The organism is Actinoplanes sp. NPDC000266 (assembly GCF_042899005.1).
Classification (GTDB): Bacteria; Actinomycetota; Actinomycetes; order Mycobacteriales; family Micromonosporaceae; genus Actinoplanes.
The window spans coordinates 580,247-603,220 of sequence record NZ_JBIAZI010000003.1 but is presented as its reverse complement, the minus strand read 5'-3'; the positions used below and the strand labels follow the sequence as shown (position 1 = coordinate 603,220).

The window sequence follows — 22,974 nt, the reverse complement described above, 5'->3', positions numbered from 1 at the left end:
CGTGCGTTCAGGCTAGATGTGCGCCGCGTCCAGGGCGGCCTGGAGGGACTGCTTGTAGGCCTCGCTGGTGAAGGTCGCGCCCGAGACGCCGTCGATGGAGGCGCTCTGCGCGGCCAGCACCTGCTCGCGGAGCTGGGGAAGGGCGCCGGCGGTGACGCCCGCGTCGGCCGGGTTGTCGGCGGGCGAGGTGGGCGCGGTGATCTCGGTGATCTTGCCGTTGGCGACGGTGATGTGGACCTGGAGCGGGCCCCACTGCGTCTGGACGGACGACCCGTCGTACTCCTTGGAACCGCTTGTGCCTCCGGTCGCGGTGGGCTCGGACAGTGGCGCCTCGGCGGCGGCGGGCGTGGCGGGGGTGTTGGTGCTCGTGCGATAGCTGAACAGCAGCACGAGCGCGGCGATCGTGGAGAAGGCCCACAGGGTGATCCGGCGCATCATTCCTCGCTTACCAGGAGAAGAGTTCGGTGTGCAGGCGGGCGGCGGGCACCCCGGCGGCCCGGGCGGCGCTGTGCGCGGCCTCGGTCCAGGCGTCGGGGCCGCACAGGTAGACGTCGGCCTTCGCGACGGCCGGGGCCAGGCGGCGCAGGGCGTCCACGTCCGTATCGCGGTGGCCGGCCGGAAGCCACGAGCCGTCGGCGGCGCGCGGGCCCACCAGATACTTGACCGCCACGCCGCGCTTGGCCGCGAACCATGTGAGCTCGGGCCGGAACGCGACCTCGGCCTCGCTACGGGCGCGGTAGACGAGCGTCGCCTGTCCGTGCTTGTACGGCAGCTCGCCCAGCAACGACAGCAGCGGCGTGATGCCGATGCCGCAGGCGAGCAGCACGACCGGCCCTCCCTGGTACGACTCGCCGGTCAGCCGCCCGTAGGGACCCTCGATCAGGGCCCGGGTGCCGCGCTTGAGCGAGCCCACCCGGGAGCTGCCGTCACCCGAGTCCTTCACCGTGATGCGCAGGTGCTCGCCGTCCGGCGCGGCCGACAGCGAGAACGGGTGCGACCTGGTCCAGCCCGGCCCGTCCAGGAAGCGCCACTGGAAGAACTGCCCGGCCCGCGCCGGCAGACGGCCGAGGTCGCGCCCGGTGAGGTAGACCGACGTCAGGCCCGGCCCTTCAGGGACCACCCGGTCGACCACCAGGCGGTGGCGGCGGTTGCGCAGCAGCGGCAGGCCCAGCCGGAAGAGCAGCACCGCCCCGGCCGCCACGCCCCAGAGCGTCCACCAATAGGCGGCGGCCCAGGCCGAGCCGACGAAGTCGGAGCCCGACCACAGCTGGTGCGGCAGGGCCAGGCCCGCTCCCAGGTACGCGTAGAGGTGCAGCAGGTGCCACGACTCGTACCGGAGGCGGCGCCGCGCCGCCCGCACCGACGTCACCACCACCATGACCAGGGCGAGCGTGCCCGCCGCGGCCAGCAGCATGCCCGGGAAGTTCCAGATCATCGTCCAGAGCTGGGCGAACGGGTTGGTCCGGGCGGTGCCCGCGTAGCCGGCGGTGATCAGCACGACGTGCGCCACCATCATCCAGAACGAGGTGAAACCGGACCAGCGGTGCCAGCGGGCGAGCTTGTCCTGGCCGAAGGCGCGCTCCACCATCGGGACGCGGGCCATGGTCAGCACCTGCAGAAGCAGCAGATCGGAGGCCCAGAGGCCGAAGAGGCGGCCGATCGAGGAGACGGCTCCGGCGCCGCCATCGCCCACCGACTGGAGTCCGCCGTGGCTCACCCAGAGCGCGGTCACCACGAGCAGTGTGGCGCCGGCGAGGACGCCACCGGCGTCACCCCACCAGCGTGGCGTCGCGGGAGGCCCGGATCGGGGTGGCGCCTGTCGTCCGGCGCCGGGTCTGGCCGTGATCGTCATGAGGCAACCATGACCCGGTTAGATGAAGCCTCAAGTAAACGAGACTAAGAGCTCCCTAAGAGTCCGACTCCAGCACGGCGAGCAGCCGCCGGACCGCGGGCAGCGCCTCCCGCACGGCGTCCCGGTCGGCCTCGTCCAGCCCCTCCAGCGCCGCCGCCAGCACCGCGTCCTGCGTCTCTCCCCACGAGGCCAGGTGTTTCTCACCCTGGGCGGTCAGGTTCAGGCGGGCGACACGACGATCGGTTTCATCCCGTACGCGGGTGATCAGCCCCGCCGTCACGAGCTCGCCGATGATGGTCGAGACCGTGTTCGGAACCAGCTGGAGCAGCTCGGCCGCCGCGCGCGTGCCGATGCCCGGATGGGCCTCGACGGCCCGCAGCACCTCGACCTGGGCCATCGAGAGCCGGTCGACCGAAGCGACCCGCCGGACGGCCCGCCGCAGCACCCGGCCCAGCGCGCCGAAGACGGTCATCTGCCGGGCCAGCTCGAGGGAGTCGTTCTGTGCCATCATCACTACCCTACGGCTCCGTGCAAATTGCATGCGGTTGACCCTTTTGCAAGAGCTCTGGACTGATCTTCGTGTGGCTGGCACACTGCGCCCTGTGACTAGATCACTGATTGTGCTGGGTTGCGAGCTTCCCCTGAGCTCGGGCGTGAAGTGCAATGTGGTGACGCATCGCCGATGCGCCGACTGCGGGCGGCGCATCTGCCGCTCCCACTCGGCGCTGATGGCCGATCAGCTCACCGTGGCCGCGCAGTGCAAGGAGTGCGAGGCCCGCCCCAGGGTCCCCCGCAACCGGGGCTGGTTCCGCCGCCGCTGACGACGCTGTTCCCGGCGCCCGTCACCGGCGCCAGGCGAAGTCCCGCCGTGGGTGGATCGGGAAGAGGCGCCGCGACGAGCGCGGGGAACGCTGGGGGTTGAGCGCCGGCAGCCGTACGGTGAAGGTCGCGCCCAGCCCGGGACGGCCCTCGGCCGTGATGGTGCCGCCGTGGCTGGTCACGACCTCCTTCAGGAGGGCCAGGCCCAGGCCGAAGCGGCGTTCGCCCGCGCCGGCGCCGCGGTGGAAGCGGTCGAAGATGTGGTCGGCGTCGGCCGGGTCGAAGCCGTCCCCGGTGTCGGCCACCACCACCTCGGCCCGGTCGCGGTCGGCCCGCACGCTCACCGTGATGCGGCCGCCGGCCGGTGTGTGCTTCAAGGAGTTGGCCAGCAGCTCGCAGACGACGCGCCGCAGCGCCGATTCGACGCCGGCCACCAGCACCGGGCCGCCGGGCGTGGAACAGGTCAGCGTCACCTCGCGTTCGGCCGCCCGCTCGGCCTCGCCGGCCGCGGCCGCCGTGGCCAGGGCGGTCAGGTCGACCGCCTCGGCCGCCGGGCGGTGCCGGGGGTCGGCCGCGAGCTGCGCCGACAGCAGCAGCTCGTCGACGATCTCGCCCAGCTGCCGGGTGGTGCCGATGAGCCGCTCCAGGTCGCGCCGCTCGGGCCGCCCGGTGCGGCGGGCCAGCATCTGGGCCCGGGTGTGGACCTGGGCGATGGGCGTGCGCAGCTCGTGGCTGGCGTCGGCCACGAAGCGCCGCTGCCGCGACAGCGCCTCGGCCAGCGGCGCCACCGAGCGCTGGGCCACGACGGCGCCGGTGGCCATGGCGGCCAGCAGGCCGGCCAGGGCGGCCACGGCGAACGCCCACAGCAGGTGCCGCCGGTCGGCCAGCTGGTAGCGGGCGTCGAAGACGACCTGCACGACGCCGCGGGCGGTGGACTCGGTCCGTACGTGATAGGTCGTGCCGTTGCGGGCGACCGTCGTGATCTCCCGGTCGCCGCCGGCCGCCACCCGGTCCAGGGCGGCCCGCAACGGGAATCCGGTGGGCGGTGCGACCGGCCCGGCGCTCACGACACCGGACGACAAGGTGATGATCCAGTTGCAGCCGACCGGGCCCGAGACCGTGCCGTGCTCGGCGCCCCAGGCCAGCTCCCGCTGGATCTGCCGTTCCTGGTTGGCGACCAGCGTGGCGTACGCGATGCCACCGACCAGAGTCAGCAGCACGCCCACGGCGAGCCCCACGAACAGGCCCATCCGCAGCCGGGCCCGGCGCACGAGGGCACGTTCCGAGCCGGTCACAGCGAACCCAGCCGATAGCCGAGGCCGTGAACGGTGCGGACCACGGCCCGCCCGAGCTTGCGCCGCAGGTAGTAGACGTACGTGTCCACGATGGACGCGGCGGCGGCCTCGTCGAAGACGCGGCTGCGCAGCTGCGAGCGCGAGTGCACGTTGTGCGGCCGGGCGGCCAGCACCCGCAGCAGCTCGAACTCGCGGGCCGACAGGGCCACCCGCCCGCCGTCGGGCAGCACGACGTCGCGCAGGGCCAGATCGAGCAGCCCGCCGCCGCCGATGCGCAGCACGTCGGCCGGCTCCGGCGTGCGCCTGCAGAGGGCGCGCAGGCGGGCGCTGAGCTCGTCGAGGTCGAAGGGCTTGGCCAGATAGTCGTCGGCCCCCGCGTCCAGCCCGGCGATGCGGTCGCCGACGGTGCCGAGCGCGGTGAGCATCAGCGCCCGGGCCGGCACCGCCCGCGCCCGCAGCCGGGCGAGCAGATCGAGCCCGTCGAGCGCGGGTAAGAGACGATCGATGACCATCACGTCGTACGGCCGGGTGAGCCCCAGATGCAGCCCGCGCTGCCCGTCCGGGGCCCGGTCGACCTCGTAGCCGTCGTCGGTCAGCACGTCGGAGAGCATCTCGCTCAGCTCCACGTCGTCCTCGACGAGCAGAAGCCGGTGTGATCGTCCACCTCGCACCGATTGACGATGACATATCCGGCTGGTCTCTGACCAGAAGAATGTTGTCATCTCAACTTTTCCCAGTCCGACCCGGCACCGCCTCACCCCGCCGGTCGAGCTCACCTGACCCCGAGCGTCAGGCGCTCCGCCTGCCCCTGAAGCGCGGCAGCGGTCCTGAACGCGGAGCGTAGGCTGCGTTCCATGATCCAAGGGCAGCGTCTGGTAGCCGGCGACCTGGTCGCGCTGGTGTCCCCATCGGGGGCCATCGACCCGGCACGGACGGAGGCCGCGGCAAGCACCCTGGAGAAGTGGGGCTTGCGAGTCCGGGTAGGCGCCAACGCTCACAGCCGCCACGGAAACCTGGCCGGCACCGACGACCAGCGCCTGGCCGACTTGAACAACGCCTTGCGCGACCCGTCCGTGCGAGCCATCCTCTGCCTGCGAGGCGGCTACGGAATGCAGCGCATAGTCGACGGCGTCGACTTCAACGCCGTACGAGCCGACCCCAAGCTGATCGCCGGCTTCTCCGACATCACCGCCCTCCACGCGGCCCTGTGGCACGAGACCGGCTTGGCCACGATCCACGGCCCCACCGCCGGCCAGCTCGACCGGGGCCCCGACACCCTTTCCGCCCAGTCCTTGCGACACGCCCTGATGACCTCCACTCCAGTGCAGGTCGAAGCCGACAGCGCGGAGGACACGTTCCCGGTACGTGTGCCCGGCCTCGCCGAGGGCCCTTTGCTGGGCGGCAACTTGGCCATGCTGACCTCCACGATCGGCACCCCACACGCCCTGAACACCACAGGCGCGATCCTCTTGCTGGAGGACGTGAACGAGGAGCCCTACCGGGTAGACCGCATGCTGGTCCACCTACGCCGCGCCGGTTGGCTCTCCAACCTGGCCGGCATAGCCATAGGCCAGTTCACCGACTGCACGGACCTCGACCCAAGCCCTCCGGTGATCGACTACCTGTCAGCCGAGCTGGGCCAGTTGGGCGTCCCCGTCCTGGGCGGCCTCCCGATAGGCCACGGCCCCGAACAGACAGCCGTAGGCCTAGGCGTCCACGCCCACCTGAACGCAACAGCCGGCTCCCTAACCGTCGCCGCCCCCGCCCTCTAACCCACCCGCGCCCCGCGCTGCACCTCCTGCGCCGCCCGGCGCCGTCGTCTCGCTCGCACTGCCCCACCCCTCTGCGCCCGGTTCGCGCGGGGCCGCCCCTCACTCTGCCGGGCGATGCACATCACTTGCTGACGTGTCAGCAAAGTTCTAGGTTTGCTGACGTGTCAGGAAGAATGACGGCCGCGGAGCGGCGTGTGTGGCAGAACTTCATCGTTCTGGGCGAGGTCGTGCGACGGGAGGTGGGCCGGGACCTGTGGGCCGACGCGCAGCTCTCGGAGGCCGATTTCACGGTGCTCGCCCAACTCGCTTCGGCGCCCGACGGCACCATGCGCTCCACCGGCTGCGCCCGGGCCCTCGGCTGGGACACGGGCCGCCTCTCCCATCAGCTGCGGCGCATGGAGGAGCGCGGTCTGGTGCGCCGGGGCCGCGGCGAGGCCGGCGACGGCCGTGCCGCAGTGGTCGCCCTGACCGATGAGGGCCGCACCGCCTATCGCAAGGCGCTCGGCCCTCACCTGCGCTCGGCCCGGAGCTGGTTCACCGAGGCCCTCGACCCCGAGCAGCTCGACCATCTCGACACCACCCTGCAGACCTTGCTCGACCACGTGCAGAAGAAAGCTGAGCACACCAAATGAGCACAACCACCTTCGAGTCGCCCACTTGGGCAACCTCAGGCACCGACCTCACCGGCAAGACCGTGCTGATCATCGGCGGCGCCGGCGGCGTCGGCGAGGGCGTCACCCGAGCCCTGCTGGACAGGGGCGCCACCGTCGTCGTCACCTCACGGCGGCAGGGCACGCTCGACGACTTCGCCGCCCGTGTCGGCGACCCTCGGCTTCACGGCGAGACCCTGGACCTGCTCGACCCGGCGCTCGGTGAACGCGCGACCGAATTGAAGACCGCGTACGGACAGTTCGCCGGTGTGGTCCTGAGCGTCGCCGACTGGGGCCGCCAGGGCCGCAAGCCGTTGCTGGCGCTCACCGACGCCGAGTGGGACGAGCTGATCCTGCAGAACCAGACCACGATCTTCCGCGCCTACCGTGCCTTCCTCCCGGTGCTCGCCCCCGGCGGGATGATCGCGCAGCTCAACGGCCTGAGCGCCGACCTGCCCTTTCCCGGTGCCGGCGGCGTAGCGCTGACCGCGGCCGCCACCAAGTCGATGACCAGGACCATCGCCGCCGAGCTCGGCGGGCGCGGCCCCCGGGTCTACGAGGTGATCCTCGGCGTGATCCGCACCCGAGCCCGTCAGCTGGCCGGCGTCGACGACGAGCGCTGGATCCCGGCCACCCACGTCGGCACCCACATCGCCGAACTGGTCGCCGGCTCCAGCCCGCTCGCCGGCGAGGACCTGCACTACTTCGTGGACCTCACCGAAGGCCCGCACCCCGCCTGAACCGCCATCCGGCGGGTACGTTCGAGGAGCTTTCCGATGCTTGAAGTCGTCAGGCCCGGCGACCGGCTCTACCCGGCCGTCCGGGATGTCTACACCGCCACCGGCCGACCGGCCGCCGTGGCCCGGCCGTCCTCCACCGCCGAGGTCGTCGAAGCCTTGCGCCTCGCCCGTGACGCCGGCGGCCCGCTGTCGGTGCGCAGCGGCGGCCACGGGATCAGCAGCGTCGCCACCAACGTGGACGGCACCGTCATCGACCTCGGCCGCCTGAACACCGTCGAGCGAATCGACGGAGATCTGGTCCGCATCGGCCCAGGAGCTCGATGGGGCGACGTCGCCGCCGCGTTGCACCCATGGGGTCTGGCGATCAGCTCGGGCGATTCCGGCGACGTCGGTGTCGGCGGCCTCGCCACCACCGGCGGGATCGGCCTCATGGGCCGGGCGCACGGTCTCACGATCGACCACCTGGTCGCGGCCGAACTCGTCACCGCCGACGGCATGACGCGGCGGGTCGACGCCGAGCACGACCCTGACCTTTTCTGGGCTCTCCGCGGCGCCGGGGCGAACATCGGCATCGTCACATCGTTCGACTTCCGGGCCGACCGCGTGCCTGTGGTCGGCCACGCCACCCTGCAGTACCAGATCGACGACGTCGAGCGATTCCTTCGCGCCTGGGGCGAGACGGTCGAGTCGGCGCCCCGTGAGATCTCGGCTTTCCTCTACCTGATGGGTGGCGGCTTCGCGCTCGCCACCGTCGTCTACGCCGGGGACGACCCGCAACGGGCCGGCCGCGCCTTCGGGCCCTTCACGGCCGTCGCGCCCGTGCTCGGCCAGCGCGCGCAACTCGTGCCCTACGCTGGGGTGGTCGCACCCACCCACGCCCCGCACCGCGGACAACAGGGAGCGACCACGCACACCGGACTCGTGGTCCACCTCGATGATCCGATCGCCGCCCGGCTGGCCGAGCTCGCCGGGTCCGGCGCCGCCGAGATGCTCCAGATCCGCTCGACCGGCGGTGCCGTCAACGACATCGCGGAGGACGCCACCGCGTACGCCCACCGCCACCAGAACTTCTCGGTGACCGCCATCTCCAGCACCGGAGGGCGGACCTTCGACGAGGCCTGGGAGCGGGTGCGGCCGGTGGTGGACGGGCTCTACCTGAGCTTCGAGACCGGCTTCTCCAGCGAGCTGCTCGACGCCGCCTTCCCGGCGGCGACCCTCAGCCGCCTGCGGGACATCAAGCAGCTGGTCGACCCGGACGACGTCTTCAACCAGAACTTCCCGGTGGCGGCGCCGGTCCGGACCTGAGGAACGACGCTCCAGGCGGCGGAAGGCGAGGCAGAAGACCACGAGAACCGCGGCCAGGACGGGCAGCCACACGAGCCGGGCGAGGATCCAGCCGGGGCCTGCCGGCATGGTGTGCAGGCCCGGCACCGCCCGGCCGGCCGTCAGCGCCACCGCGGTCAAGGTGATCAGAGCGCTCTGGTGCCAGAGAAAGACAGTCATGGCGTGCAGGTTGGTCAGGGCCACGGGCAACCACGCCGCCGGGCGCGAGAGCCATCGGCGCAGCGGATCGAGCAGGAGGCCGGCGGCGCCGCACTGAGCCAATCCGAACGTCACGGCCGCGAGACTCGGCGGGTCGAGGTTGGAGAAACCGTCGCCCGGGACGCCGACCATCGACGCGGGATAGCCACACCAGCGAACCAGCACGACGGTCGCCGCGATGCCACCGAGAAGCAGCATCCAGAGGGTGGCTCGGTCGCGGAACCGGCCCCGCGCCCACGCCATTCCGAGCGTGAAGGGGACCGCCCAGCCGGCAGCCACATTGACCAAGCCGAGCTCGGCCGGCCCGTCGAGTCCGAGCCGGACGAGGTCGATCGCCGCGACAGCGGCCAGCGGCCACACCGGATGGACATGGCGGAGCAGGGGCGCAGCAGCCGTCAACGCGGCGAACACCAGCAGGAACCACAGCGGGCTCAACACAAGCCTCACCGGCGCGCCCGGCGCGAGAAGGGCGACCACGCTCCACACGGCCACCAGAGCGCCGACCGGGCGGAACAATCTGGAGAGCCGCGCCGAGATCCACGGGCCATAACGCGCGCCGGGCCGCGTCATCAGGCCGCCCACGAGGAAGAAGACCGCGAGGGTCTGGAACAGCCAGCTCACCGGCACGAGGCGAGGCTCGTAATGCAACGGGCTCGACGTGTGGAAGCCGGCGTCGAGCGCGGTGACCAGCCAATGACCGAGCACCACGCCCAGCACGGCGACGGCCCGCAACCCGTCGACGCCACGGTCGCGTCCTGGTGGCGTCGCCGCAGAGATTCGCCGAACCAGTGCCTTCATCGCCGCCCCTCACGCCGGATTGGTCTTGCCGACGAAGGTACGGAGAAGGACCGGAGAAGTCGTCAGACCACGGTATGACCGACCCAGGTATGACGACAGGCGAGGCGCGCGGTGTGAGGCTTCAGGGGCGACAACGACAGGAGGCAGATCATGCGGACCGAGGGAGAGGCACGACAAGCGGCGTTCCCGTCGCCGGGTCCGGAACAACCAGCGCCGCCAGCCCGAAAACATCGGCCAGCAGCTCCACCGTGAAGACCGACTCGGGGGAGCCCTGCGCCACGATACGGCCGTCCTTCATGGCCACCACGTGGTGGGCGTAACGAGCCGCCAGGTTCAGATCATGCAGGACCATGACGATGGTCCGGCCACGCTCCCGGTGGAGGCGGGCCACCAGATCGAGCACGTCGATCTGGTGACTCAGGTCCAGATAGGTCGTCGGTTCGTCCAGCAGAAGGACCTCTGTGCCCTGGGCCAGGGCCATGGAGATCCAGGCGCGCTGGCGCTGGCCTCCGGAGAGGGCGTCCACCGGGCGCTCGGCCAGCTCCCGCATGTCGGTCCACTCGAGGGCCTCGGTCACGACGCTCTGGTCGGTGGGCGACCACTGGCGGAACCAGTTCTGGTGCGGGTGCCGGCCCCGCATGACCAGGTCGGCGACCGTCAGGCCGTCGGGTGCGACCGGGCTCTGGGGCAGCAGGCCGATGATGCGGGCGACTTCGCGGGTGGGCATCTTGTCGACGCGCCGGCCGTCGAGGAGCACCTCGCCGTCGCGGGGGCGCAGCAGGCGGCCGAGGGCGCGCAGCAGGGTCGACTTGCCGCAGCCGTTCGGCCCGACCACCGCGGTGATCGCGCCGTCCGGGATGTCCAGGTCGAGCCCGTCCACGACGATGTCCTCGCCGTAGCCGAGCCGAAGGCCACGCGCCCGCAGCCGCGGCTCGCGCGACGCGGCCGGGGCCGGGGCCGCGATGGAGGGGGTCACATCGACCGAGAGCGGGGCCTCGGGGGAGGGCGCGGTGGACTGCGGGGCGGGCTGGGCGGTGAGGTGCTCGTTGTTGGCCGCGGTCATCGGTGACGCTCCGAGCTCGTCAGGACGGTCATGCGGACACCCTTCGATTGACGCGTACGAGCAGCCAGAGCAGATAGGGGGCGCCGACGACAGCTGTCACCAGGCCTACCGGCAGTTCGCGGTTGGGCAGGACCGTTCGGGCGGCCAGGTCGGCGGCCACGACCAGCAGGGCGCCGAGAATCGCGGAGACCACCAGCGGCGGGCGTGAGCCGCCGCAGAGACGGAGGGCGATCTGGGGGACCACGAAGGCGACGAACTCGATCGGGCCGGCGGCGGCCACCGCGGCCGCGGCCAGGGCTACCGCGGTGAGGACGACCGCCAGGCGGGCCAGTTGGAGACGTATGCCCAAGGCCTGGGCCACGTCGTCGTCGAACTGCATCGCCTGCAGGGTGAAGGCCGTGGCCACGGCCAGGGGGAGGAGGACGACCAGCGCTATCGAGAGGGGGCGGACCTGGGTCCATTCGGCGCCGGCGACCGAGCCGTTGAGCCAGATCGTGGCTCGGGTGGCGTCGACGATCTCGGCGCGGACCAGGAACCAGGAGATGCCGGCGGTGAGGATCTCGCCTACGCCGATGCCTACGAGCACCAGGCGGAAGCCGTCGATACCCCGGCGCCAGGCCAGGACGTAGACGAGCACGGCGGTGACCAGCGCCCCGGCCAGCGCCGCCACCGGCACCGCGGAGGAGGAGTAGCCGAGGACGATGACGGCGACCGCGCCGAGCGACGCCCCGTGTGTCACCCCCAGGACGTCGGGGCTGGCCAAAGGGTTGCGGGCGAAGGTCTGGGTGAGCGCGCCCGAGACGGCCAGGGCCGCGCCCACGAGCAGGGCGACGAGGATGCGGGGGAGGCGCAGGTCGAGCACGATCAGCTTCTGGGCGGGGGTGCCACCGCCCAGAAGCACCTGGACGACGTCGCCGGGGGCGATCGTGAAGCTGCCGTGGCCGATGCTGAAGACGGCGATCGCCAGGGCCGCGACCAGGCCGGCTGCGCCGACGGCCACGGCGCGCGGTGAGACTGTGCCCGAGATGGGGCCTGCCTGGACCACGCGCCGGCCGGCGGGGGACAAGGGGGCCGCGGGTGCGGGGGGTGCGGGGGGTGCTTGGGTCACAGCTTGACAACCCCTCGGCGGCGGCGGACCAGGGCGATGAAGAAGGGGGCGCCTACGGCGGCCAGGACGATTCCGGTCTGCAGCTCGCCCGGGCTGACGACGATGCGGCCCAGGACGTCGGCCAGCAGCAGCAACGTGGCGCCGGCCAAGGCCGAGCAAGGGATCAGCCAGCGGTGGTCGGGGCCCGTGAAGGTGCGGGCCACGTGCGGGACGATCAGGCCCAGGAAGCCGATCGGGCCGCAGGCCGCGGTGGCGGCGCCGGCCAGCAGGACGATGGCTGTCACGCCTACCACCCGGGCCGTCATCACCCGCTGGCCCAGGGCGCGGGCCACGTCCTCGCCCAGGCCCAGGGCGTTCAGGGCCGGTGCGTTCACGAAGGCCAGCAGCAGGCCGAGCACGATGAACGGGAGCACCTGCACCGCCACGTCGGCGTCGCGGCCGGACAAGGAGCCGACCACCCAGAAGCGGAAGACGTTCAGGCTGGCGTCGTCCGACAGGAGCAGGGACTGCGTGAACGATGCCAGCAGGGCGCTGATCGCCATGCCGGCCAGGGCCAGCGTCACCGGGGTCGGGCCTCCGCGGCGGCCCGACGCTATGCCGAAGACGGCCACGCTCGCGGCCAGGGCGCCGGCGAACGCGAACCAGATGTAGCCGGTGAGCTCGGCCGTGCCCCACTGGATGCCGATCACCACCGCGAAGGACGCCCCGGCCGAGATGCCCAGCAGGCCCGGGTCGGCCAGCGGGTTGCGGGTGTGACCCTGGATCAGGGCGCCCGCCGCGCCCAGCGCCAGTCCGACCAGGACGCCCAGGACGGTACGGGGCAGGCGCAGCTCCCGCACGATCGCCGTGGCCGGCGCGGCCGGATCCGGGTCGGTGACCGCCTGCCACACCGCGGCGGGGCTGAGCCACTGTGCACCGATCGCCAAGCTCAACACCACGGCCACGGTCACCGCCGCGAGCAGTGTGACCAGCACCCACACCCGACGGGACGGACCGGCGAGCCGGACATCGACCGACAACTGTCCCTCCCAAGAAAACCCAGCACAGTGGGCATCCGTGCCAACTAACAGTGCACAGTCTCGTGCAATCCGTCGATGGAAGGTTAGCCTTACCAAAACCGGGACCCGGCCTTGCCCCCACGAACGGACGTCGCTTAGCTTAGGCAAACCTAACCTGCGAACGTGAGGTCCGAAATGTCCTTAGCCAGACGTGTCTTCGCGGCGGGAATCGCCGCCAGCGCCGGGCTTGCCCTGCTCAGCGGGTGTGGAGGCGATGACGCCGACGGCGCCGCGGCGCCCGGTGCGTCCACTGCGGCCGCCGCCAGTTTCCCGGTCTCGCTGACCCACAAGCTGGGTACCGCCGAGGTCAAGGCCGCTCCACAGCGGATCGTGGCGCTCTCCGACGCCGACCTCGACGCGCTGCTCATGCTCGGCGTGCAGCCCGTCGGCGTGGCCGAGTCGTCCGGGCCGGACGGCATCACCGAGTGGGCCAAGCCCCTGCTCACCTCCAAGCCCACCGTGCTCACGGCCGGTGACACCGGCTTCGACGTGGAGAAGATCGCGGCGCTGGCGCCCGACCTCATCCTGGCCGGCGGCGACTACTACATCGACGACGAGTACGCCAAGCTCAGCAAGCTCGCGCCGACCACCGCCTACGAGACCACCGGCGCCTTCGAGGACCCGTGGCAGACCACCCTCAAGCAGGTGGCCAAGGCGATCGGCCAGGACGCCAAGGCCGACCCGATCATCGCCGACGTCGAGGGGAAGATCGCCAAGGCGAAGACCGACCACCCGGAGCTGGCCGGCAAGGAGTTCACGCTCAGCCAGATGTGGGAGGCCGGCTCGATCGGCGTGCTGCGCTCCGACAAGGACGCCGGCGTCAAGATGCTCAACGACTTCGGCATGAAGCTGGCGCCGGCCGTGGCCGCGCTCAAGGGTGACGACTTCGCCGTCCAGCTCAGCCTGGAGAAGGTCGGCGTGCTCGACGCCGACACCACGCTGATCTACTACGCCGAGCCGTCGCTGCAGCCCACCCTCGAGGGCAACACGCTGTTCAAGAACCTCGCCTCGGTCAAGCGCAAGTCGTACGTCGCCCTGACCGGCCCGCAGTTCAGCTCGCTGCGTACCCCGACGCCGCTGTCGGTGCAGTACATCATCACCGACGTGCTGCCGACGATCGCCACCGCGGCCAAGGCAGCTTCCTGAGTGTCCACCCGTGAGGTGACGGTCGGTCTCGCCGCGGCCGTGGTCGCGGCGGGGCCACCTCCGGCCCCCGTACTGACGCCACCCTGGTCCCTGCGCCTCATCGACCCCGGCGGCGGCGATCCCGAGCTCGTCAGCCGCTGGATGAACGAGCCGCACGTCGAGAAGTTCTGGGAGCAGGCGTGGCCGCCCGCGCGGTGGGCCGATGCCATCGCCGAGCAGCTCAAGGGCGACTTCTCCAGGCCTTACATCATTTTGTACGACGGTGAGCCGCTCGCGTACGTCGAGATCTACCGGACGCCGCGGGACGTCGTCGGGCAGGTGTACGACGCCGGCCCGTACGACCTCGGAATCCATCTGGCCATCGGCGACAAGACCCGAACCGGGCGCGGGCTCGGGCGCGCCATGGTGCGGGCCGTCGCCGCCGGCCTCCACCAGAGTGATCCCCGTACGGGAAGGATCCTGGCCGATCCTGACGAGCGGCACGTGGTGGCCCGGCGCATGTTCGAGGGCGCGGATTTTCAGTTGATGGGTGTCCGAGATCTTGGACACAAGCGGGCTGCGCTGCACATCTACGACTTATCCGCAGAAAGAGGGAGATGAATCCTTTACTCACGCGAAACGATCAGGTAAGCCTTACCTAACAAACCCCCGAAGGAAGAGCGCTGATGACCGCATCCCTGAGCCTCGAACGTCTGCGCAGCGACGTCGCCGAGGTGCTCGCCGAGGAGCCCGGCACGTTCGCCGACGACGACAACCTCATCGACCGCGGCCTCGACTCGATCCGGCTCATGAGCCTCGCGACCCGGTGGCGTGAGGCCGGATTCGAGGCCGGATACCTCGATCTGGCGCAGGAGCCCACTGTGAAGGCCTGGTACACCCTGGTGGAGGCGCAGCGATGAGCCCGGTTGTCGAGAACGCCGACGTGGTCGTGGTGGGCGGTGGCCCCGGCGGCTCGACCGTCTCCACCCTGCTCGCCAAGCGCGGTCACAGCGTGGTGCTGCTGGAGAAGGAGAAGTTCCCGCGCTACCAGATCGGCGAGTCGCTGCTGCCGTCCACGGTGCACGGCATCGGCCGCCTGCTGGGCGTCACCGAGGAGCTCGAGAAGGCCGCGTTCACGGTCAAGCGCGGCGGCAGCTTCCGCTGGGGCACCAACCCGGTCCCGTGGAACTTCCTGTTCGCGGTCGCCCCCGAGCTGTCCGGCCCGACCTCGTACGCCTACCAGGTCGAGCGCATGAAGTTCGACGAGATCCTGCTGCGCAACGCCGCCGCCAACGGCGTCGACGTGCGCGAGGAGAGCGCGGTCACCGAGGTCATCGCCGACGATGAGCGGGTACGCGGCGTCCGGTACACCGGCACCGACGGCGTGCAGCGCGAGATCCGGGCGTCCTTCGTGGTCGACGCCTCCGGCAACCGCAGCCGGATCCACCAGAACGTGCGCGGCGAACGGATCTACTCCGACTTCTTCAAGAACATCGCCATCTTCGGCTACTTCGAGGGCGGCAAGCGCCTGCCGGCACCCGACTCCGGCAACATCCTGTGCGCCGCCTTCGACGAGGGCTGGATCTGGTACATCCCGCTGTCGGACACGCTCACCAGCGTCGGCGCGGTCATCTCGCGCGAGCACGCGGCCAAGCTCCAGGGCGACCAGGAGACCTCGCTGCGCGGCTTCATCGACCGCTGCGAGATCGTCAAGGGCTTCCTGAGCGACGCGACCCGGGTCACCGAGGGCACGTACGGTGAGATCCGCACCCGCAAGGACTACTCGTACACCAACAGCTCGTTCCACCGCCCCGGCATGGTGCTGGTGGGCGACGCGGCCTGCTTCATCGACCCGGTCTTCTCGACCGGGGTGCACCTGTCGACGTACGCGGGCCTGCTCGCCGCCCGTTCCATCAACAGCGTGCTGGCCGGCGACATCACCGAGGACCGCGCCTTCGAGGAGTTCGAGGGCCGCTACCGCCGCGAGTACCGCGTGTTCTACGAGTTCCTGTCGGCCTTCTACGACATGCAGAGCAACGAGGACTCGTACTTCTGGAAGGCCCGCAAGGTCACCAACCTGGAGGCGACCGACCTCGAGGCGTTCGCCACCCTGGTCGGAGGCGTGCACTCCGGCGAGCAGGCCTTCACCAACGCCGGCGCGCTGGTCGAGGAGTTCCAGAAGTCGTCGGCCGGCCTGGCCGACGCGGTCGAGCGCACCGGCAGCATGCAGACCGAGTCCGGCGAGCGCATGCACCACCTGTTCGGCACTCCCGTGGTGCGCGAGGTGATGACCGAGATGAACAACATCCAGGTCCGCGGTGTGCGCGGCGAGGACGCGTTCGAGGCTCCGCTGCTCGAGGCCGGCCTCGTGCCCAGCCCGGACGGTCTGGCGTGGACGGAGGAGGCCAAGTGACGACGAATCCCTTCGAGGACGAGGACGGCCGCTACCTCGTGCTGGTCAACGACGAGAACCAGCACTCGCTGTGGCCGGTCTTCGCCGAGGTCCCGGCCGGCTGGCGGATCGTGTTCGGCGAGGACAGCCGGGCCGCCTGCCTCGAGTACGTCGAGAAGAACTGGACCGATCTGCGCCCCAAGAGCCTGATCGACCGGATGGACGCGGCCTAACCGCTGCCCTGTTCCGCGGGACCGCCGCGCCGACCGACACCGGCGCGGCGGGCTCCGCCCTGCGCTCAGCACCGCAAGGAGCCCACGACCGTGCCCGATCCCCTCGAACTCTCCGCCGCCCAGGCCGGTGTCTGGTACGCACAGCACCTCGACCCGGGACCCGCCTTCACCACCGCCGCCGCCGTGGACATCGACGGCGACATCGACCCCTCGCTCTTCGAGCGGGCCTTGCGGTGGGTGCTCGGCGAGGCCGAGGCGCTGCGCGCTCGATTCGGGGGTACGCCCGAGGAGCCGCGCCAGGAGATCGTGGCCGACCCGGACTGGCGGCTCCAGCTGCTCGACCTCGGCGACGCCGAGACCGACCAGTGGATGCGGGCCGATCTCGCCACCCCTATCGATTTAGCAGCGGGCCCGGTCTTCGCGGAGGCGCTGATCCGCCGCGGCCCCGGGCGCTGGACCTGGTACCAGCGCTGCCACCACATCGTCATGGACGCCTACACCTCGGCGCTTGTGGCGCAGCGGGTCGCGGCCGTCTACACCGCCCTGGCCAACGACGAGACGCCCTCGCCCAACCCGTTCGGTTCGCTGGCCGACGTGGTCGCCGAGGACGCCGCCTACCGCTCGTCGGCCAAGCGGGAACAGGATCGCGCATTCTGGCGGGACCGGCTCGCGGGAGTCGAGGTTCCCGACCTGGCGGCCGGGCCGGCCCGGCCCAGTCCCACTTTCCTGCGCCACCGCGTCACGCTTGCGGCCACCGCCGGCCTCAACGGGCTCGGCGCCACCCGGGTCGAGGCGATCCTGGCCGCCACGGCCCTGTACGTGCACCGGCTCACCGGAAGCGACGAGGTCGTGCTGGGCCTGCCGATGATGGGACGGCTCGGCTCGGTCGCGGCCCGGGTCCCGGTCACCGCGGTCAACGTGGTGCCGTTGCGGATCCCGGTCAGCCCGGCACAGAGCGTGGGCGACCTGGTCCGCCGGGTCGCCGGAGAGGTGAAGGCCATCCGGCCGCACCAGCGCTACCGCGGCGAGGACATCCGCCGCGACCTCGGCCTGGTCGGCGGCGAACGGCGGCTCGTCGGGCCGTGGGTGAACATCAAGCCGTTCGGCGCCTCGCTGAGCTTCGCCGGCCGGCGTGGCACCCCGCGCTACATCGCGGCCGGACCGGTCGACGACCTGTCGATCACCGTGGACGACCGGGGCGGTGACGTCCTCGAGGTGGTCCTCGACGGGAACCCGGCCCGCTACTTCCCGGACGAGCTGGAGGCGCACGCCGCGCGCTTCACCGCGCTGCTCACCACGCTCGCGGCGACCGGCCCGGACGTTCCCACCGGCCGCATCGGGCTGGCCGGCCGTCCGGCGGTCGACGGCACCGTTCAGCCACTGCCGTCCGAGGGCTTCGATTCCCTGTGGCGGGACCAGATTTCCCGTACGCCGTCGGCGGTGGCCGTGACGACGCCGGACGGTCCCACGCTCACCTACGCCGAGCTGGGCGCGAGGGTCGAGGAACTCGCGGCCCGGCTGTCCTCGCTCGGCGCGGCACCGGGCCGTATCGTCGCCGTCCGGCTGCCGCGCACGGCCGATCTGCTCGTCGCCCTGCTGGCGGTGCAGCGGACCGGCGCCGCCTATCTGCCGCTCGATCCGTCGTTCCCGGAGGAGCGGCTGGCCTGGATGCTGACCGACAGCGCCCCGGCCCTGCTGGTCGGCGAGGACGGCGTCTCCTCGCTCGAGCGGCCCGGATCCGTCAGCGAGGATGCAGCCTACGTTCTCTACACCTCGGGTTCGACCGGCCGGCCCAAGGGCGTGGTGGTCACCCGGCGCAACCTCGTCAACTTCCTGCTGTCGATGCGCGCGCTGATCCCGCTGACGGAACGGGATCGGCTCCTGGCCGTGACGACGGTCAGCTTCGACATCTCCGCGCTCGAGCTCTACCTGCCCTTGCTGAGCGGGGCCGCGGTGGTCATCGCGGCCAAGGAAGCGGTCCAGGACCCGGCCGTGCTGGCGGAAATGGTCGCCTCGACCGGCGCCACGGTCGTGCAGGCGACGCCCACGCTGTGGCGGGCGCTGACCGACGTGCCCGGGGGAACCTCGGCCGTGTCCGGGCTGCGCGTGCTCGTCGGCGGCGAGGCCCTGCCGCCGGACCTGGCGGTCGCCCTGCGCGAGACGGCGGCCTCGGTCACCAACCTGTACGGGCCGACCGAGACGACGATCTGGTCGACCGCCTCGCCCGTCGAGGCGGACGAGGTCACCGTCGGGCGTCCTATTTGGAACACCCGGGCCTACGTCCTCGACGCGGCGCTGCGGCCGGTGCCGGACGGCTTCCCGGGCGAGCTCTACCTCGCCGGTGAGGGCGTGGCGCTCGGATATCTGAACCGGCCCTCGCTGACAGCCTCCCGCTTCGTGGCCGACCCGTTCGTGCCGGGTGAGCGCATGTACCGCACCGGCGACCTGGCCCGGCGGCGGGCGAACGGCGATTTCGACGTGCTCGGGCGCGTGGACCACCAGGTGAAGCTGCGCGGCTTCCGCATCGAGCTCGGCGAGATCGAGGCCGCGCTGGCCGCCGCCGAGGGCGTGCGGCGGGCCGTCGCCCTGATCCGGGAGGACCGGCCGGGCGACCGGCGTCTCGTCGCGTATTTCGTCGGCACCGCCTCGCCGGCCGGGCTGCGCGAGACCCTCGCCTCGGCGCTGCCGGACTACATGGTGCCGGCCGCCTTCGTGGCGCTGGACGAGTTGCCGGCCACCCCCAACGGCAAGCTCGACCGCAACGCCCTGCCCGAGCCCGAGCTGGCCGGCGGTGGCGCCGAGGACGCGCTGCGCACCCCGCAGGAGGAGATGCTGGCCGGCGTCTTCACCGAGGTGCTCGGCGTGCCCGCGGTCGGCCGCCGCGACGACTTCTTCGCGCTCGGCGGCCATTCGCTGCTCGCGGCCCGGGTCGCGGCCCGGGTCCGTACCCTCTTCGGCGCCGACCTGTCGTTGCGCGACGTCTTCGACGCCCCGACGGTGGCCGCCCTGGCCGCCCGCCTCGGCACCGCCCGCCCGGCCCGGGCCATCACCCGCGGGTCCGGCGACGCGATGTCCTCGGCTCAGCGCCGCCTCTGGTTCCTGTCCCGCCTGGACGGCCCGAACCCGACGTACAACCTGCCCCTCGCCCTGGAATTCTCCGGTCCCCTCGATGTCGAGGCCCTGCGGGCCGCGCTGGGCGACCTGGTGGCCCGGCACGAACCGCTGCGGACGGTGTTCGCCGACCGCGACGGCGAGCCGCATCTGGTGGTCCGGGAGGCCGCGGTCGAGCTGCGGACCGGGACGCCGATCGCCGAGGCCGTGCGTGAGCCCTTCGACATCGCCGTCGAGGCCCCGATCCGGGCCCACCTCGTCGACAACGTCCTTCTCCTCGTCGTGCACCACATCGCCGGTGACGAGTGGTCCCTCACACCCATGCTCGACGATCTGGCCACCGCCTACGCGGCCCGGCTGGGCGGCGAGGCGCCCGCGTGGACGCCGCTGCCGGTCCGGTACTCCGATTACGCCGCCTGGCACAACGGGCTCGACCTGGACGGGCACGTCGACTACTGGCGTACGGCCCTCGCGGGCGTACCCGAATCGCTGCGCCTGCCCACCGATCGGCCCCGGCCGGCCCGCGCGAGCGAAGAGGGCGGCACGGTGACCTTCCCGGTCGGCGAGGGGCTGCGCGATCTGGCCCGGCGTCACGGCGTCACGCTCTTCATGACCGTGCAGGCCGCGGTGGCCGCGCTGCTCAGCCGGATGGGCGCCGGGGACGACATCCCGCTCGGCACGCCGGTCGCCGGCCGTGGCGACGACGCGCTCGAACGGCTCGTCGGATTCTTCGTCAACACCGTCGTTCTCCGTACGGACGTGAGCGGCGATCCCTGCTTCTCCGATCTGCTCCAGCGGGTCCGGGAAACCGATCTGGCCGCTCTGGCCCACCAGGATCTGCCGTTCGAGCGGCTCGTGGAGGAGCTCAACCCGGCCCGGTCCCTGGCCCACCATCCGCTCTTCCAGGTGATGGTCTCCTATCAGGCCGCGCTGCCCGAGGTCGCCGGATTCCCGGGCCTGACCGTGAAGCCGCGGCTCGTGGACACCGGCACGGCGAAGTTCGACCTCACTTTCGACGTCGCCGAACGGCCCGAGGGCCTGGCCGGCACCCTGGAATATCGGTCCGACCTGTTCGACCGGGAGACGGCGGAGGCGCTGGCGTCGCGGTTCACCCGCCTCCTGGCGGCGGTCACGGCCGCGCCGGACCGTCCCATCGCCGACATCGACCTGCTGACCGACGGCGAGCGCCGGGCGGTCACGTCCGGCTGGCAGGGTGTACGCCGGGAGGTCGCACCCCGGACCCTCGCCCAGCTCTTCACGGCCCAGGTCGCCGAACGGCCCGACGCCGTGGCCGTGGAGGACGGCGACCGCACGCTGACCTACCGCGAGCTCAACGCCCTCGCCAACCGCCTGGCCCACCGGCTGATCGCCTCCGGCGCCGGGCCGGAGCGGGTCGTCGCCGTGCGCCTGCCCCGCTCGGCCGAACTGCTGGTGGCCCTGCTGGCCGTCACCAAGACCGGCGCCGCCTGTCTGCCGCTCGACGTGCACCACCCGGCCGGCCGCGTCGCCCACCAGATCGCCGACGCCGCACCGGTTCTCACCGTCGAGTCCCTCGACGACCTGAGCGACGACGACTCCGAGCCCGCCGTCGAGACCGACCCGGCCACCGCGGCGTACGTCATCTACACCTCGGGATCGACCGGCCGCCCGAAGGGCGTCGTCGTCCCCCACGCCGGCCTGGCCGCGCTGGCCGAGTCGGTGCGGTCGGTCTTCGGCACCGGACCCGGGACCCGGGCCGCCCAGTTCGTCTCGCCCGCCGTGGACGTGGCCTTCAGCGAGCTCGCGGCCTCGATCCTGTCCGGCGGCACGCTCGTCGTCGTTCCCGAGGAGGCCCGGCTCGGCGCCGCCCTCGGCGAGTTCATCACCGAGCGCCGCCTGACCCACGCCGACCTGCCGCCCGCGCTGCTGGCCGCGCTGCCCACCGGCGCCGTCCCGGCCGGTGTCACCCTGACCGTCGGCGGCGAGGCCATCTCGCCCGAGGAGGTGCGCCGCTGGCGCGCCGGCCGCAAGCTCATCAACGCCTACGGCCCGACCGAGGCCACCGTCACCGCCACCACGTGGGAGGCGGCCGGCGGCCCGGTGCTCATCGGCCGCCCCGAGCTCAACCGCACGGCGCACGTCCTCGACGGCCGCCTGCGCCCGGTGCCGCCCGGCGTTCCCGGCGAGCTCTACCTGGGCGGCGAGGGCCTGGCCCGCGGATATCTGGGCCGGCCGGCGCTGACCGCCTCCCGGTTCGTGGCCGACCCGTTCGGCGCTCCCGGAAGCCGCCTCTACCGCACCGGCGACCTGGTCCGCCGCACCGCCGCCGGCGAGCTGGAGTTCCTGGGCCGCACCGACGACCAGGTCCAGATCCGTGGCTTCCGGGTCGAACCGGCCGAGGTCGAAGCCGTCCTCGGTGGACACCCCGATATCGCGCAGGTGGCCGTGGTCCCGCGCGGCGGTCATCTCGCCGCCTTCGTGGTCCCGCGCCGTCCCGCCCCGGCCCTCGACGAGGCGGCGTTGCGCGATTTCGCCGCCGCGACGCTGCCGGCGCCGCTCGTCCCGGTCGTCGTGCTGCTGGACGCGCTGCCCGTCACGGCGAGCGGCAAGGTGGACAAGCGGGCACTGCCGGACGTGACGGCGGCCGCCGCGTCCGAGCCGCCCGTGGGCCCGGTGGAGACCGCGCTGGCCGAGATCGTCGCTGGCCTTCTGGGGCTGGAGAGGAACGCGGTGGGGCGGCACGACGGCTTCTTCGCGCTCGGCGGCGACAGCATCCTGTCCATCCAGCTGGTGTCCCGGGCCCGCACCGCGGGGGTGCGGATCGCACCGCGTCAGGTGTTCGAACACCAGAGCGTCGCCGAACTGGCCCGGGTCGCCGAGGCCGTCGACACGACGGCGGTGGCCGCATCCGGCGCCGGGACCGTCCCCGAGACCCCGATCATCGCCTGGCTGCGTGAGCTGGACGCGCCGGTGGACCGCTATTCGCAGGCGCTGCTGGTCCGGACGCCGGCCGGCGTGGACGTCGCCCACGTGGCGCGCACGGCCCTGGCGCCGCACGACATGCTGCGGGCCCGGCTTGTACCCGGCGCCCAGCGCTGGTCTCTCGAGGTCCCGGAGGAACCCCTCGATCTGAGCGTGCGGGTCGTCGACGCGCGGGGACGGGACCTGGCCGGGCTCGTCGCGGCCGAGCGGGACGCGGCCGCCGACCGGCTCGACCCGGCGTCGGGTGTGATGGTGCAGGCGGTCTGGTTCGACCGGGGCGACGAAGCGGGGCGGCTGCTCCTCGTCGCGCATCACCTTGTCGTGGACAGCGTCTCGTGGCGGATCCTCGCCGAGGACCTGGCCGCCGCGGCCCGCGGTGAGCGGGTCGTGGCGTCCGGCACGCCCTTCCGGGCGTGGGCGATCGGCCTCAACGCCGCGGTGGCGGAGCGCGAGGC

At 72.2% G+C, this 22,974-nt stretch carries 19 protein-coding genes and 1 pseudogene (1 of these 20 running past the window's edge); 11 read left to right on the top strand and 9 right to left on the bottom strand.

The window, feature by feature from the left end:
- Positions 1 to 12: 12 nt before the first annotated feature.
- Genes ACFY36_RS14240 through ACFY36_RS14230 form a run of 3 tightly spaced genes read right to left on the bottom strand, consistent with a single transcriptional unit; the run spans position 13 to position 2,360 of the window.
- Positions 13 to 435 (bottom strand): FMN-binding protein, encoded by a 423-nt coding sequence (locus ACFY36_RS14240; protein WP_499746372.1) that lies wholly within the window; start codon positions 433 to 435, stop codon positions 13 to 15.
- A gap of 10 nt (positions 436 to 445) precedes the next feature.
- On the bottom strand, positions 446 to 1,852 hold the full coding sequence (locus ACFY36_RS14235; protein WP_499746371.1) for a ferredoxin reductase family protein: 1,407 nt from the start codon (positions 1,850 to 1,852) through the stop codon (positions 446 to 448).
- Between the two features lie 55 nt (positions 1,853 to 1,907).
- Entirely contained in the window at positions 1,908 to 2,360 is a 453-nt protein-coding gene (locus tag ACFY36_RS14230; protein WP_499746370.1) for a MarR family winged helix-turn-helix transcriptional regulator, read from the bottom strand.
- Positions 2,361 to 2,454: 94 nt separating this feature from the next.
- Here ACFY36_RS14230 and ACFY36_RS14225 point away from each other — a divergent pair, with 94 nt between their 5' ends.
- On the top strand, positions 2,455 to 2,673 hold the full coding sequence (locus ACFY36_RS14225) for a hypothetical protein (RefSeq protein WP_499746369.1): 219 nt from the start codon (positions 2,455 to 2,457) through the stop codon (positions 2,671 to 2,673).
- Between the two features lie 21 nt (positions 2,674 to 2,694).
- On the opposite strand, the gene ACFY36_RS14220 is transcribed toward ACFY36_RS14225, so the two are convergent.
- Entirely contained in the window at positions 2,695 to 3,966 is a 1,272-nt protein-coding gene (locus ACFY36_RS14220) for a sensor histidine kinase (protein WP_499746368.1), read from the bottom strand.
- Complete coding sequence (locus tag ACFY36_RS14215; RefSeq protein WP_499746367.1) at positions 3,963 to 4,637, bottom strand: response regulator transcription factor; 675 nt, start codon at positions 4,635 to 4,637, stop codon at positions 3,963 to 3,965. Before ACFY36_RS14215 ends, ACFY36_RS14220 begins: the two co-directional genes overlap by 4 nt.
- 183 nt (positions 4,638 to 4,820) lie before the next feature.
- On the opposite strand from ACFY36_RS14215, the gene ACFY36_RS14210 reads away from it, so the two are divergent.
- The 4 genes from ACFY36_RS14210 to ACFY36_RS14195 all read left to right on the top strand — a co-directional run bounded on the left by ACFY36_RS14210 (position 4,821) and on the right by ACFY36_RS14195 (position 8,433).
- Positions 4,821 to 5,738, top strand: coding sequence for a S66 peptidase family protein (locus ACFY36_RS14210; RefSeq protein WP_499746366.1), 918 nt, complete (start codon positions 4,821 to 4,823; stop codon positions 5,736 to 5,738).
- A 161-nt stretch (positions 5,739 to 5,899) separates the two neighbouring features.
- Positions 5,900 to 6,370 carry a MarR family winged helix-turn-helix transcriptional regulator gene (locus tag ACFY36_RS14205; RefSeq protein ID WP_499746365.1) on the top strand — a complete coding sequence of 157 codons (471 nt, stop codon included), beginning with the start codon at positions 5,900 to 5,902 and terminating at the stop codon, positions 6,368 to 6,370.
- Entirely contained in the window at positions 6,367 to 7,128 is a 762-nt protein-coding gene (locus ACFY36_RS14200) for an SDR family oxidoreductase (protein WP_499746364.1), read from the top strand. Before ACFY36_RS14205 ends, ACFY36_RS14200 begins: the two co-directional genes overlap by 4 nt.
- A 36-nt stretch (positions 7,129 to 7,164) precedes the next feature.
- The gene (locus ACFY36_RS14195; protein ID WP_499746363.1) at positions 7,165 to 8,433 is read left to right on the top strand and encodes an FAD-binding oxidoreductase; all 1,269 of its coding nucleotides are present in this window, start codon (positions 7,165 to 7,167) and stop codon (positions 8,431 to 8,433) included.
- A 33-nt stretch (positions 8,434 to 8,466) separates the two neighbouring features.
- Here the strand turns inward: ACFY36_RS14195 and ACFY36_RS14190 are convergent.
- The 4 genes and pseudogenes from ACFY36_RS14190 to ACFY36_RS14175 all read right to left on the bottom strand — a co-directional run.
- Positions 8,467 to 9,468 (bottom strand): annotated as a pseudogene (locus tag ACFY36_RS14190) (acyltransferase family protein); the annotation flags it as partial.
- 148 nt (positions 9,469 to 9,616) lie between these two features.
- Positions 9,617 to 10,531, bottom strand: coding sequence for an ABC transporter ATP-binding protein (locus tag ACFY36_RS14185; protein ID WP_499746362.1), 915 nt, complete (start codon positions 10,529 to 10,531; stop codon positions 9,617 to 9,619).
- Between the two features lie 28 nt (positions 10,532 to 10,559).
- Complete coding sequence (locus ACFY36_RS14180) at positions 10,560 to 11,531, bottom strand: FecCD family ABC transporter permease (RefSeq protein ID WP_499746361.1); 972 nt, start codon at positions 11,529 to 11,531, stop codon at positions 10,560 to 10,562.
- A gap of 104 nt (positions 11,532 to 11,635) precedes the next feature.
- On the bottom strand, positions 11,636 to 12,658 hold the full coding sequence (locus tag ACFY36_RS14175) for a FecCD family ABC transporter permease (protein ID WP_499746360.1): 1,023 nt from the start codon (positions 12,656 to 12,658) through the stop codon (positions 11,636 to 11,638).
- Between the two features lie 174 nt (positions 12,659 to 12,832).
- Here ACFY36_RS14175 and ACFY36_RS14170 point away from each other — a divergent pair, with 174 nt between their 5' ends.
- The 6 genes from ACFY36_RS14170 to ACFY36_RS14145 all read left to right on the top strand — a co-directional run.
- Positions 12,833 to 13,843: an ABC transporter substrate-binding protein gene (locus ACFY36_RS14170; protein ID WP_499746359.1), complete on the top strand. Its 1,011-nt coding sequence runs from the start codon at positions 12,833 to 12,835 to the stop codon at positions 13,841 to 13,843.
- Positions 13,844 to 14,443 (top strand): GNAT family N-acetyltransferase, encoded by a 600-nt coding sequence (locus tag ACFY36_RS14165; RefSeq protein ID WP_499746358.1) that lies wholly within the window; start codon positions 13,844 to 13,846, stop codon positions 14,441 to 14,443. It begins immediately after the preceding gene.
- Between the two features lie 65 nt (positions 14,444 to 14,508).
- Complete coding sequence (locus ACFY36_RS14160; protein ID WP_498686479.1) at positions 14,509 to 14,742, top strand: phosphopantetheine-binding protein; 234 nt, start codon at positions 14,509 to 14,511, stop codon at positions 14,740 to 14,742.
- The gene (locus tag ACFY36_RS14155) at positions 14,739 to 16,235 is read left to right on the top strand and encodes a tryptophan 7-halogenase (RefSeq protein WP_499746357.1); all 1,497 of its coding nucleotides are present in this window, start codon (positions 14,739 to 14,741) and stop codon (positions 16,233 to 16,235) included. The genes ACFY36_RS14160 and ACFY36_RS14155 overlap by 4 nt, the downstream gene beginning before the upstream one ends.
- On the top strand, positions 16,232 to 16,447 hold the full coding sequence (locus ACFY36_RS14150) for an MbtH family protein (protein WP_360258146.1): 216 nt from the start codon (positions 16,232 to 16,234) through the stop codon (positions 16,445 to 16,447). The genes ACFY36_RS14155 and ACFY36_RS14150 overlap by 4 nt, the downstream gene beginning before the upstream one ends.
- A gap of 90 nt (positions 16,448 to 16,537) precedes the next feature.
- On the top strand, positions 16,538 to 22,974 hold the 5' portion of the coding sequence (locus ACFY36_RS14145; protein ID WP_499746356.1) for an amino acid adenylation domain-containing protein. It continues 8,197 nt past the right edge of the window; 6,437 of the gene's 14,634 nt are visible here — the first part of the coding sequence; the start codon lies at positions 16,538 to 16,540; its stop codon lies beyond the right edge, outside the window.